Source organism: Stenomitos frigidus ULC18 (assembly GCF_003003795.1).
GTDB classification, from domain to species: Bacteria; Cyanobacteriota; Cyanobacteriia; order Leptolyngbyales; family Leptolyngbyaceae; genus Stenomitos; species Stenomitos frigidus_A.
The window spans coordinates 1-12,047 of record NZ_PVWK01000026.1 but is presented as its reverse complement, the minus strand read 5'-3'; the positions used below and the strand labels follow the sequence as shown (position 1 = coordinate 12,047).

The 12,047-nt window shown below is 49.2% G+C and carries 11 protein-coding genes and 1 riboswitch; of the genes, 5 read left to right on the top strand and 6 right to left on the bottom strand.

Translation table 11 applies throughout. The annotated features are described in order from the left end of the window. Window positions 1–71: 71 nt before the first annotated feature. Both C7B82_RS05120 and C7B82_RS05115 read left to right on the top strand, forming a co-directional pair. On the top strand, window positions 72–2,546 hold the full coding sequence (locus C7B82_RS05120; protein ID WP_106255233.1) for an ATP-dependent Clp protease ATP-binding subunit: 2,475 nt from the start codon (window positions 72–74) through the stop codon (window positions 2,544–2,546). Between the two features lie 84 nt (window positions 2,547–2,630). After that, on the top strand, window positions 2,631–3,068 hold the full coding sequence (locus C7B82_RS05115; protein ID WP_106255232.1) for a hypothetical protein: 438 nt from the start codon (window positions 2,631–2,633) through the stop codon (window positions 3,066–3,068). A gap of 37 nt (window positions 3,069–3,105) precedes the next feature. On the opposite strand, the gene C7B82_RS05110 is transcribed toward C7B82_RS05115, so the two are convergent. Beyond that, window positions 3,106–5,496 carry a tetratricopeptide repeat protein gene (locus tag C7B82_RS05110; protein ID WP_106255231.1) on the bottom strand — a complete coding sequence of 797 codons (2,391 nt, stop codon included), beginning with the start codon at window positions 5,494–5,496 and terminating at the stop codon, window positions 3,106–3,108. Between the two features lie 68 nt (window positions 5,497–5,564). Beyond that, window positions 5,565–6,080, bottom strand: coding sequence for a DUF6398 domain-containing protein (locus C7B82_RS05105; protein ID WP_106255230.1), 516 nt, complete (start codon window positions 6,078–6,080; stop codon window positions 5,565–5,567). A 73-nt stretch (window positions 6,081–6,153) separates the two neighbouring features. Continuing rightward, a riboswitch (cobalamin riboswitch) is annotated at window positions 6,154–6,385 on the top strand. 32 nt (window positions 6,386–6,417) lie between these two features. On the opposite strand from C7B82_RS05105, the gene C7B82_RS05100 reads away from it, so the two are divergent. Both C7B82_RS05100 and lepB read left to right on the top strand, forming a co-directional pair. Further along, window positions 6,418–7,125, top strand: a complete 708-nt coding sequence (locus tag C7B82_RS05100; RefSeq protein ID WP_106255229.1) for an FAD-binding oxidoreductase — start codon at window positions 6,418–6,420, stop codon at window positions 7,123–7,125. A gap of 135 nt (window positions 7,126–7,260) precedes the next feature. Next, window positions 7,261–7,908, top strand: a complete 648-nt coding sequence (gene lepB, locus C7B82_RS05095; protein ID WP_106255228.1) for a signal peptidase I — start codon at window positions 7,261–7,263, stop codon at window positions 7,906–7,908. On the opposite strand, the gene C7B82_RS05090 is transcribed toward lepB, so the two are convergent. Then, on the bottom strand, window positions 7,873–8,409 hold the full coding sequence (locus C7B82_RS05090; protein WP_106255283.1) for a ComEA family DNA-binding protein: 537 nt from the start codon (window positions 8,407–8,409) through the stop codon (window positions 7,873–7,875). The genes lepB and C7B82_RS05090 overlap by 36 nt on opposite strands. Before the next feature lie 101 nt (window positions 8,410–8,510). After that, entirely contained in the window at window positions 8,511–8,918 is a 408-nt protein-coding gene (locus tag C7B82_RS05085) for an SHOCT domain-containing protein (protein ID WP_106255227.1), read from the bottom strand. A 653-nt stretch (window positions 8,919–9,571) separates the two neighbouring features. Here C7B82_RS05085 and C7B82_RS05080 point away from each other — a divergent pair. After that, window positions 9,572–10,510: a J domain-containing protein gene (locus C7B82_RS05080; protein ID WP_106255226.1), complete on the top strand. Its 939-nt coding sequence runs from the start codon at window positions 9,572–9,574 to the stop codon at window positions 10,508–10,510. Window positions 10,511–10,588: 78 nt separating this feature from the next. Here the strand turns inward: C7B82_RS05080 and C7B82_RS05075 are convergent, their stop codons facing one another. Further along, window positions 10,589–11,449 carry a CPBP family intramembrane glutamic endopeptidase gene (locus C7B82_RS05075; RefSeq protein WP_245939742.1) on the bottom strand — a complete coding sequence of 287 codons (861 nt, stop codon included), beginning with the start codon at window positions 11,447–11,449 and terminating at the stop codon, window positions 10,589–10,591. A 24-nt stretch (window positions 11,450–11,473) separates the two neighbouring features. Then, window positions 11,474–11,755 carry an ATP-dependent Clp protease adapter ClpS gene (gene clpS, locus C7B82_RS05070; RefSeq protein WP_106255225.1) on the bottom strand — a complete coding sequence of 94 codons (282 nt, stop codon included), beginning with the start codon at window positions 11,753–11,755 and terminating at the stop codon, window positions 11,474–11,476. Window positions 11,756–12,047 lie beyond the last annotated feature (292 nt).

The window sequence follows — 12,047 nt, the reverse complement described above, 5'->3', positions numbered from 1 at the left end:
TCAAGCCTCCGGTCAAATCGTCTATGATAGAATCAACTCTACCGGCAAGCAGCAGGTGACAGAAATACGCCATGTTTGAACGCTTCACAGAAAAAGCCATTAAGGTGATCATGCTTGCCCAGGAGGAAGCACGCCGCCTGGGACACAACTTTGTGGGTACTGAACAGATCCTCTTGGGTCTGATTGGAGAAGGGACCGGCGTCGCCGCCAAAGTGCTGAAATCGATGGGTGTCAATCTTAAAGACGCTCGGATTGAAGTAGAGAAAATCATCGGTCGAGGCTCCGGCTTCGTTGCCGTTGAAATCCCATTCACACCGCGAGCGAAGCGGGTTCTGGAGCTCTCTCTAGAAGAAGCCCGTCAGCTGGGTCATAACTATATTGGTACTGAGCACTTGCTTCTCGGTTTGATCCGCGAAGGCGAAGGTGTGGCTGCCAGAGTGCTGGAGAATCTGGGCGTTGACCTTTCTAAGGTGCGCACTCAGGTGATTCGCATGCTGGGCGAGACCGCAGAGGTTACCTCTGGCGGTAGCCAAGGGCGCACCAAAACACCGACGCTGGACGAGTTTGGTTCAAACCTGACCCAAATGGCAGCCGAAGGTAAGTTAGACCCGGTTGTGGGTCGCCAAAAGGAAATTGAGCGCGTGATCCAAATCCTGGGTCGCCGTACAAAAAACAACCCGGTCTTGATTGGGGAACCGGGTGTGGGTAAGACCGCGATCGCGGAAGGTCTTGCTCAACGCATCGCCAACGACGATATCCCTGATATCCTCGAAGATAAGCGCGTGGTCACTCTGGACATTGGTTTGCTGGTCGCAGGCACCAAATATCGGGGTGAGTTTGAAGAGCGCTTAAAGAAAATTATGGATGAAATCCGGTCTGCCGGAAACGTCATCCTGGTGATTGACGAAGTTCACACGCTCATTGGTGCGGGTGCCGCTGAAGGCGCGATCGACGCTGCCAACATTCTCAAACCTGCCCTGGCTCGTGGTGAGCTTCAATGTATTGGTGCTACGACTCTGGATGAGTACCGTAAACACATTGAGCGAGATGCTGCTCTTGAGCGTCGCTTTCAGCCTGTAATGGTCGGTGAACCAAGCGTTGACGAAACCATCGAAATCCTTCGGGGTCTGCGTGAGCGTTATGAACAACACCATAAGCTGAAGATCTCAGATTTAGCGTTGGAAGCAGCAGCCAAGCTTTCAGATCGCTATATCTCAGACCGTTTCTTACCGGATAAAGCAATTGACTTAGTTGATGAGGCTGGTTCACGCGTTCGTCTGCTTAATTCTCAGCTGCCTCCAGCGGCGAAAGAATTAGACAAAGAGCTGCGTCAAGTGCTCAAAGACAAAGACGATGCAGTTCGTTCCCAAAACTTCGATCGTGCTGGCGAACTCCGCGATCGTGAGATGGAAATCAAAGCTGAGATCCGGGCGATCGCTCAAACCAAGAAGAACGAATCGACCAGCGAAGACGCTTCTCCAATCGTGGATGAAGAGGACATTGCTCAAATCGTTGCTTCATGGACGGGTGTTCCAGTCAACAAGCTGACGGAATCTGAATCCGAGAAGCTACTGCACATGGAAGACACTCTACACCAGCGTTTGATTGGTCAAGAAGAAGCTGTCAGAGCCGTTTCGCGCGCCATTCGCCGTGCTCGTGTGGGCTTGAAAAACCCCAACCGACCGATCGCTAGCTTTATCTTTTCCGGTCCCACTGGAGTTGGTAAGACAGAGTTGACGAAGGCGTTAGCGACTTACTTCTTCGGTTCTGAAGACGCCATGATCCGGTTGGATATGTCGGAGTATATGGAGCGCCATACGGTCTCCAAGCTCATCGGTTCGCCTCCAGGTTACGTCGGTTACAACGAAGGTGGTCAGCTGACCGAAGCGGTTCGCCGTCGCCCGTATACCGTCGTCCTGTTTGATGAAATCGAGAAAGCGCATCCCGATGTCTTCAACATGCTGCTTCAAATCCTGGAAGATGGTCGCTTGACGGATGCGAAGGGTCGCACGGTGGACTTTAAGAACACCTTGCTCATTATGACCTCCAACATCGGTTCCAAGGTCATCGAGAAAGGTGGCGGTGGTCTGGGCTTTGAGTTCTCAGCCGCAGGCGATGCTGCCGAGTCTCAATACAACCGCATTCGATCGTTGGTGAACGAAGAGCTGAAGCAATACTTCCGTCCTGAGTTCCTCAACCGTCTTGATGAAATCATTGTCTTCCGCCAACTGTCGAAGGACGAGGTGAAAGAGATTGCAGTCATCATGCTCAATGAGGTCTTTGGTCGCTTGCAGGAACAAGGCATTACCTTAGAAGTCACCGAGCGCTTCAAAGATCGCCTGGTAGAAGAGGGTTACAACCCCAGCTACGGTGCCCGACCACTCCGTCGAGCGATTATGCGCTTGCTGGAAGACTCTCTAGCAGAGGAAATCCTCTCTAGCCGCATTAAAGATGGTGATACCGCTGTCGTTGATGTAGATAGTGACGGTCAGGTAAAGGTGCTACAAGGTGAAAAGCGGGAACTGTTGCCTCAGGCAGTTGAATAGTCCCGAAAATGCTTAGCCAGCAAAGCGGTAGAGAGGCAACACTCTCTACCGCTTTTGTTTATGGAGCATTTGTAAAAAACGACCATGCCTAAGAACAAGAAAGAAGAGCGGTTTGGTAAACAACCACCTCGCCACAGCTTTTTCCTGAACCCCTATACAGACGCACGGTTTACCAGGTGCCCCAAATGCGATGCTCAAACAAAGCAGCGTAAGCTTCCCCTGTTTATTTTTGTTTCGCCAGCAGTCCCGATCGCCCTCAATAAGACCTGTCGCTACTGCCCCGCTTGTGACCTGCTCATCGCCCACAAGGATCAACTCGATGCCTTACTGGCTGCCATGTTTACCCAATCCCGTCAGCCAGCCATGGTTGGCAATGATTACTTTGTGGTCGGCACGGTCGATCGTGCCAATTGGAAAGAAGGTAAGCCTGTTAAGCATGTCGATGAGCTACGGGCGATCGTCCATGACTTTAAGAAAGTATTGGACTTTGAGCTACAGCCTTACGGGTGGATGAAGGAATAACGAAGCAATCTAGAGCTAACAGCCCATCTGCCATCCGCTACGAAGCCGCTATTAACAACGCCTGAAACCTCACGTCATGTCGAATGCCATCTAAATCAGCATCCGTCTTTGCCATCTCCCGACACTGATCAGGATCTAGTTCGATTGCCCGTCGCAGATTTTCAACTGCCTCTTCAACCTTATTCCAAAGGGCAAAACAGCAAGCCTTATTGTAAAAAGCTTTGGCATCATCTGGTAGAAATGCCAACGAATGATCGTAGCTTTGGATGGCTTCCTGATAAGCTCCTAACTTCATCAGCGCAATGCCCCTGTTGTTCCAAGCGTCGTGGTAATCCGGTTTGATGGCGATAGCTCTGTCAAAGCTATTGATCGCTTCTTGATATTTACCTTGTTGACCTAGTATATTTCCCCGGCTATTCCAAGCTTCATAAGAGTCAGGTCTAATCTCTAAAGCCTGGTCAAAACTCGCGATCGCATCAACTGATTGCCCTAAAAAGCCCAGTTCAAAAGCCCGACCATACCAGGCTTCATAAGAGTCAGGTTTAAATTGTAGAGCGTTGTCATAGCTAGCGATCGCTTCTTCGTAACGCTTTAAGTTACCCAGAGCAACTCCTCGGTCATACCAGACATCAAAAAAACGTGGTTCAAGCTCAATTACTCTGTCATAGCTGTTAATTGACTCCTCATACCTTTCTAAATTAGATAGAGCAACGCCTCGGTTATACCAGGAATCGATGAAGCCTGGTTCAAGATCGATTACTCTGTCAAAACTGGCAATTGCTTCTTGATAACGCTCCAATTTATTCAGCGCAATGCCTCGAAGAAACCAGCCAAGAGTCAATCCAGGCTCAAGTTGGACTACATTGTCAAAGCTGACGACAGCCTCCTCAAAATAGCCAAGATTATTCAGAGCCATTCCCTTCTGCAACCAGGCTGAGACCAAATGTGGCTCAAGTTTAACCGCCTTATCATAAGTAGCAGCAGCATCTTCGTGGAGCTTCAGCATATCCAGTACAGTTCCTTTGAGAATGTGCGCTGCATATGACTCAGGAGCGGGTTCTAAAAATGTCTCAAGACATGAAAGGCTTTCTCGATCGTGTCCTAGGGCAGCAGCTTTGAGGGCAAAACCCAATAGAGAGAAAGAAGTTTCACGAGGATGGCTTTCAGTCCAACGTAGGAGTAGACGAGTAAGTTCTGGTATATAAACCTCTGGATTTACTTGTGTGCCTTTTGCCTCAATCTGACCGTCACGGGGTTCTAGAATGCTGTTTCCGTCATGGGTCAAGTAATGAAGTGCATGACGAATCTGTCGCCAACGCAGGAGTTGCTGAAGTACATTTCCACCTGCCAACAGTTGCGTAGTTGCAACTACAGTAAAATCCTGTAGCTGGATATTCACTGCCCGAAGCAGTTCAACCGCGTCGTAGATCACAGACGCAATGGGATATTTTTTCCTGGCTTTGCGGTATTTTGCTTCCCAGCTTTCCCGCAACGACTCACGAAAGGTATCCAGGGTGAGTGCCCGCCCCTCATCTTTCGCTGTTTGCAGATTCAACTGAATATTTCGGAAGGTGCGATCGTTCCGTCTGGCTAAACGAGCGTAATCATTCGGGTTTGCAGCAATGTCTGCCTCTCTTACCGTTTCCTGAATAAGTTGAACAATGGCATCATCGTCTGGTTTGGGTAGAGGGCAACGAATGAACTTCCGCCATAGCTTCGGGTGTTTATCTAAACCAAGCTTGTCGAGTTCACTGATCGGCTCGTTGTACTGGGGAACCGTTTCATTTCGAGCAGTGGCAATGACCCGGAATTCTTCAGGACGGCAATTCCGCTCGTAGTAATCCAACGTCAGGCGCAATCGTTCCTGGGGTGGCAAATCTCGAAACTGTCGAGGGTCTTCCTTCAGCAGTTCTCCCCGCTTATAGATCAGCTTGTTTAGATCATCCAGGAAAAACAGCAATTTACGGTCTGTTCCAATCTTGTCTTCGGCAAAGTGGGTGGGTTCATCTAGCAGTTCCCAGTGCTTCAACTTCAAAACCGTCCACCCTCGACGGTTATATTTCTGTGCTAACTCTGCGGCTTCCCGCGTTTTGCCCAAGCCTGTCTGACCCAGGATCAATACCCAGCGGGACTCTTCTAGCTGCGCTTCTAGCTCCGTCTGAATATCCTGGTTTGCCACCCGTTGCAAATAGCGAATGTTGCGATCGGCAAGCGGATTGTCCCTTGCTCCGCCAAACACGGCTTTCAAAATATCACTGTTGGGCTTAATCACCTCAAACGGAAAGGTATCAAGGGGTGGAATCCGCGGACTGAAGCGCTGTTTCAGGTAAGACCAGAAAGGCTTGCCCACTGCCACAATTACACCCGAACCGAAGAGAAACCCTAGAGCATCCTTATTGGCAATCAAGAACTTAAGAATGGCATCCACTCAGTCTTTCTCCTGAAGGTATCGGGGGACGATCGCTTCAACACTGCACGTTTCCAACTCCCGCAGATCTAGCTCTCTTCCGGCAAGTAAGGAATGAACCCTTTTTGGAAAGCTTCTTCCTGAATCGCGCGTGGTGCCTGCCGCGCATCGATGATGAAACCGTTAACAGAAATCATCCAAGCCATTGGATTGCGATCGATCATGCTAGGCAGCGACCAGTTTGGATCCATCTGATGCATTTTCATCACATCGCGAATCTGCTTCGATTTTCCCTGCCCCGTGCTCTGACCCACGCCAAACAGTTCGTAAATGTCTGTCGCCTTCATGTGAGGCGTTTGGGACGAGTCAAACAAGAAATTGACGGTGCCGATCGCGTGAATAATGCCGCAAGCCCAGGTATTTGCTTTTCCACTTGCCAAGGGTGAAGGGCGTTTGCGACAAAGGGCAGCCGTCAGATAGCGGCAAAGTTGAGCATATTCATCATCCAAATGCTCTTTGCAGAAGTTGTCTGTGAGGTGGATCAACTCCTCAAATTTTGCCCGCATGGGTTCAGGCACATTTTCTGACTTGGTTGGTTTGGGCATAACCTTCAGTGGACTATGACGTTCGTGATCAAACAATAAACTGCTTGACGAAGTTTAGACCACCATAAGCTACAATGCCTAAGCTAGTTCAGGTTATCTGGGGAACCAGTCCAGATAGGGTCAAAAACTTGACCTGGGGAAAGCCCGGTGATTTTGCTAAAGCGCAAAGAAATCCGGCACTGTGCCGCAGCTGTGAAAGGAAGGATGAATTTTGAGTGTTGAGTTAACTAATCCAACTCAAAACTTAGAACTCAAAACTCAAAACTTTCTAAAGTCAGAATGCCTGCCTGAAGTAACGTACATCATCATGCCTGCGATGCACAGGTAAAAATTCATCATGCAAAGTTTAGACGTTTTACGCCGATCGCCTACGGCAGATTATGTGGCGACGGTACTTCATTCTGTCTCCCTTACACCAACCATCAAAGCGATTCGGCTGCGATTGGATCGAGATGACTTTCGTTTTTTGCCCGGTCAGTCGGTGTGGCCTAAGTTTGAACAGGATGGGCGCAAGTTCAGCAAAATTTATTCGATCGCGTCTTCCCCCTCTTCGTGCCCAGAGATCGAACTTTGCGTCTCACGCGTTGGCTGGAGTTCAGCCACGTTACAGGATTTAGCGATCGGGCAATCCCTGCCGTTACGCGGTCCCTATGGACTCATGACTCTCAGTGAACTGCCACAGCGCCCCCGCCTGTATATTGCTGAAGGATCAGGCATTGCGCCATTAAAAAGCCAAATTGACTGGTTATACGAGTGTGGCTATCAATACCCCATCTGGTTGGTGCAAGCGAACCCAGAAACGCCTGTGCACTTGCCCTACCAGCAGCATTGGCAACGGTTGCAACAAACTTGGGGAAACTTCCATTATCGAGAGGCGATCGCTCAATGCCCTGAAACCGTTTTGGCACGACTGCGGCTTGATTTAGCCACATTCGATATCGTGATCTGTGCGGTAGGTGAGCGATCAGATCAGCTTCAGGAAACCATTTTGTCGCTAGGCGCAAAGCTTGACCAGTTGCGATCGGAAAAGTTTATTGCGTTCTAGGGGTAGCCCTTGCAAGAATGAGGGTGTCTGAGCCTTAGACTGAGGACTCTAGACTACAGATTCTTCCTGTTTCAGGAGCAGCAGTTTGTGGTCAAAGGTTCAATGTCTAGTGCCTGTTGTCTGAGCCGCCTCTCTATGACTTCCGAAAAACCCTCTGAATTACAGTCATCAGCCGTTTCTGCTGCTCCACCACCCTGGCGAGCCTGGTGGGAAAACCTCCAGATCCTCATCATCGCGCTGATTCTAGCGTTGTTGATCCGGGTCTTTGTGGCAGAACCTCGCTATATTCCCTCTGATTCGATGCTGCCGACGCTAGAAGTGGGCGATCGCCTCGTCGTTGAAAAACTCTCATATCGCCTTCGTTCCCCTGAGTTTGGCGAAATCGTTGTTTTCGACCCCCCGCGACAACTCCAAATTCAGGGATATACCAAAGATCAGGCATTTATTAAGCGCATTATTGGTACGTCTGGACAAACGATTCAAATCAATCACGGCACTGTCTATGTCAATGGGCAACCGCTCCAGGAACCGTATATTGCCGCTCCTCCTAATTACACAATGCCATCCGTCACCGTACCGGAGGGCGAGTTTTTTGTGATGGGAGACAACCGTAACAACAGCAATGACTCTCATGTTTGGGGCTTTCTGCCGCAGCAAAACATCATCGGTCGTGCCTGGCTCCGCTTCTATCCGTTTAAACGGTTAGGCTTTGTAAAGCTGCGACCAGGGGTTGTAGCGATGACCAGCTTAAAACTTAAGATAATGCATCAATTCTTCGACTAGCTGACTGGGCAGCGACAAGCGCCGTTGAAGGTGGATCAGATTACGGTAAGGGCCCATTGAACGGTTTGCCACGATCGCCCGTGCCAGATAGGTATCGACAGCAGGAATTCTGATCAACAACTCAAGCGTCGCCGTGTTGGGGTTCACTGGCTTGATCGTACAAACGCTCTCATCGTCGTAAAAGCAAAAAACCAGGACTGGCTCCAGGGGCTTTAAACGCATAACAGGCAGGCTCAACGCTGCAGCGATATCCTCCAGGCAGTGCAACTGAACTCCAGCTTGAGTCAATTCGACGAGCGATCGCGCTTGATGAATCGATAGACCAGGCAGTCGCAGCCAATCGTCTACGCCTGCCTGATTCACGTCAATCTTGACTCCTAATTTAGCCGCAAGCTCAAGTTCTGCCACTGATTGAAAGCGATAGTACGGATCGCTGAGTATCCTTGTTTGCAGGGGTTGGCGCGCTTGAGTAACACTTGAAAGCCAGTGAGGAAGGGGCATTGGGAAAGGATAAAGGATGGGGGATGAAAGTTGGAATTTTGAGTTCAGTGAGGATTTCGCTTTTGCTTCTAACTTCTGGCTCCTGACTGATAACTCCTGCTTCACGCAATACGATCGAGCAACTGTCGGCGCTTCTGCTCAAACTCGTATTCCGAAAGCAACCCATCAGCACGGAGTTGATCAAGTTGACGGACAGCATCCGCAACCGCACTGATTTGTCCCGGGTCAACCGCATCTGCCTTTGACACAACTCTGACAGTAGGTTTGACCGTAGACGTGATGCCATCGTTGAATTTTAGATCAAACTCATCGGCGTCTTGAGTTAAATACCAGATGCCTTCGATCGCGCTGGCAACACGAGGAATCGGTGTCATCGACAGCAGTAAGTATAAAATTCCCCATAGGGGCTGACCCACATAAAACTTGTGCAGACCGGCGCCGATCGGTGCCGCTGCTCCAGCAAACGCCAAAGCGGCAGCAACCTTCCGATTTCTTGGCTTATCTAGCATGTCAATATCACCCCACGATCGCCGCACTCAGACTTTATAATGTTGGAAGCAATCGTGACGATTGCAGCCATGCATCTACCCATAGATGGGCAAGGGTGCCCATTCCAGTCACAATTACTTCTATCATATTGACTCTCAAGCAGTGATGGCACAATCTCACGTATTACGTCATTCTGCCATCGTTCAACTGGGGCTCCAGTCTGCTCAAGAGTCATAATGTCTCAATTGAAGCAATTTAATCCGTAAATAAGCGCTAACGTTTTGAGATATGTCCGGTTCAAACCGTTGGTGCACAGTACAGTAGACTAATGATCATCACAATCGAATATTTACTGAATTGGTGAGCTCAAGCCGCACCTGCACTACTGATTGACCGCTCCAATAAAGCTAGAGTCTCATCAAAAGCAAAGCCTAATGCGACTGAGAGTTTGGCTGTAAAGGCTCTCAGGTTTAGGTTCGTGGTTAATGATTGTTTTGAGAACGCTGTTGGTTTTAAGAGCGCTATTAGCTAGTGCACTTTTGTGCAAAAGCTCGTTTTGGAAGCAGGCTGTTCGTCACAAGTGCGTCAAGCAGCAACTGAAATCAGTTATTGAATAGGTGCAGTTAATCTATGACTGTAAAAATTTATTGAGTCTTCTAAGGTTACTTGGTTGATGTCACAGAGCACGCTCACTTCAGAATGGCTAACGAACTTTTCTGATCCCTACGCAGTTTTAGGGATTTCTCTTGCTGCCGATGATCGCCGTGTGCTTAAACGCTATCGAACCGTTGCAAAGCTACTACACCCTGATCATTACACCCCTGAAGACGACACAACTAAAGATCTGGCAAGTCAGCTTTTTGCGCGGCTGGTTAATCCTGCTTACCAGAAACTGAAGCAAGAGAAGGGCCGTAAAGAGAATGTCTCCTTACTGCGGCTTCAGGTTAGACGACTGTATCGCGCCACACCCCTTGCCCCTAAAAGTGATTTAGCCTGCCAACTTGCACAGCAGCCGATTAACGGTGTTGATGTCTTTTACGAACAGGCGATCGCTCAACTGTCTGACACACAATATCAACCGCTAGATCAGTTTGAACCACTTACGCAACAACTGGGTGAATTAAACCTGGTTTACTTGCAGCTCAAAATGGGCGACGTGCTTATGCGCGAAAAGCCTACAGGAATAGTGTCCGCAGCCGAGGCTAGGCCCATTCAGTTTGCCCCTGCTGATACTGAAACGATTTCTGAAAGCTATGCGCAACGTCATTATCGACGAGCGCAAGAATATATGAAGAAAGGCAATTGGAAAGAAGCAGAGCAAGAACTGCGGGATGCAATCAAAATTGAAGCAAACAAAAGTGAATATCACGCGCTCTTAGGCGTTGCATACCTACAGCAAAATCTTCAAAGCATGGCAAAGGTCTATCTCCGTCAAGCGCTCAAGCTGAATCCTAAGGATCCACTAGCCTGTAGATTTGCGCCCAAGCTTGGGCTTGAGGTTGCACCCCCAGCCAATGGAGCACAAAACGGGAAAGCTCAAAAAGTTCAGCCAGACAATAAAGCAGCTAAACATCATGGCGGTCTGTTTGGCTTATTTCGATCGAAAAAATAACGCTCGCTGCTTGCAGAACCATTAGCAATTGCACAATAGCGCATCACCAAGAGGCATCACGCCACTCACAAAGGACTTCTAGATTGGTGGCCTGTTGGCATAGCCCCACAGTCCCACAGCTAGAGCACTAAGAAAGAGGATGCCAATCACGCCTGCTAGCGGGTTATGATCAAACCCTGTGAGCCACTCAGGCACTTGAGGTGCGTACTGAATCAGTTTCCCAACGTTGACAATGTAGTAGCCCCAGACCAAGCCCGCATGGAGCCCCATTGGTACCCCTAAGCGTCCACGGGGTCTGTTCAGAGTTTGAGAGCGCAGATTATTCCTATCAGAGGACAGTACATCGTCCAAATCAGTACATGCTTGCTTTGCCAAAATCAGCGTAACGGCCAGGAGAAACAGCGCTGGAAACTGTGGTTTAAGCCCATGCACCAAAGCAAAGATGGCGGCATCAACCACAAACACAACTGGTAGACGATAGTCGCGTTGAAGTTCGTCTAGTAACCACCCCCGAAAGAAGAGTTCTTCCACAAAACCAATGCCTAGAGCGACCAGTAGTCCTTCTAAGGCAACTTGCAGTATCGCGATCGACGGCGATTGCCAAACGACCCAACCGAAGAGGCTCTGGGTGATAAACAGTGCTGCCACGCTGAAGCTGCCAAGAAGCAAACCAGCCAGCAGTTCTAAGCCCATACGACGAGAAAACTCTAGCCCATAACGCCAGAGTAAGTTGGGCTGACGGTACACCCATCGCCCCCACAAGCCCACCAGAAGAATAAACTCCGAGTAAAGTGCGACCAGTGTCAGAATGCCAACTAAATTGCTATCGCTAATTAGCCAGTAAATGGGCAGCGCGAGCGGCATCCAGACCAGCACCAAGACAGACAGAAAGGCTGCTATTCTGACTGGAGCCGGATAATTGATCAGCTTAGAGAGCACCCGCTTCAAAATGGCTTGCAGACTCTACTCATCTGGCTCGATCGTGCTGCTCAAACCGTGACCGTTGAGCGTCTCGCTGTAAAACTCTGCATGCTCTTGAGCACATGTAATCACCAAAGCCAGCCCATTGGTATGCGCTTCCATCATGATGTCAACCGCTTGAGGCTGAGTCAAGCTGGGCACGGTTGTAATTAATGTTTGAACCACATACTCCATCGAGTTGTAGTCATCGTTATGAAGTAGTACGCGATAACGGGGCGCGAGCTTGCGAACCGTTGAACGCTGTTCAATGGTTTCGACAGACACTTCTCTATCCTCTCCGTGAACAATTGACGACTATTGAGCCCCCTCAATGCTAGCAGATGATTGCGCCTGCTCGCTCCAGCGCTAAATAGCTTGGAGTAATTGAAAAGGCTTCGACTCACACCATAAGCCAGTATGAAAATTGGGCATCCAGCTAGTGTGACAGACTGCTAGCGTAGTTGCATTTCAGAAAAGTGTTTACATTCCTTAAACTCTTTTAAGTAGCTGAGGGTTACAAAGCTCAGGTATGTAACGGTTCATGAATGAGCCAATTTCGAGGGAAACCGAAATCGTT

Bases quoted from the DNA above. Each gene is read 5' to 3' on its own strand.
- C7B82_RS05120 (WP_106255233.1), top strand. From the start codon at position 72: ATGTTTGAACGCTTCACAGAAAAAGCCATTAAGGTGATCATGCTTGCC.
- C7B82_RS05115 (WP_106255232.1), top strand. From the start codon at position 2,631: ATGCCTAAGAACAAGAAAGAAGAGCGGTTTGGTAAACAACCACCTCGC.
- C7B82_RS05105 (WP_106255230.1), bottom strand. From the start codon at position 6,080: ATGCCCAAACCAACCAAGTCAGAAAATGTGCCTGAACCCATGCGGGCA.
- C7B82_RS05100 (WP_106255229.1), top strand. From the start codon at position 6,418: ATGCAAAGTTTAGACGTTTTACGCCGATCGCCTACGGCAGATTATGTG.
- lepB (WP_106255228.1), top strand. From the start codon at position 7,261: ATGACTTCCGAAAAACCCTCTGAATTACAGTCATCAGCCGTTTCTGCT.
- C7B82_RS05090 (WP_106255283.1), bottom strand. From the start codon at position 8,409: ATGCCCCTTCCTCACTGGCTTTCAAGTGTTACTCAAGCGCGCCAACCC.
- C7B82_RS05085 (WP_106255227.1), bottom strand. From the start codon at position 8,918: ATGCTAGATAAGCCAAGAAATCGGAAGGTTGCTGCCGCTTTGGCGTTT.
- C7B82_RS05080 (WP_106255226.1), top strand. From the start codon at position 9,572: ATGTCACAGAGCACGCTCACTTCAGAATGGCTAACGAACTTTTCTGAT.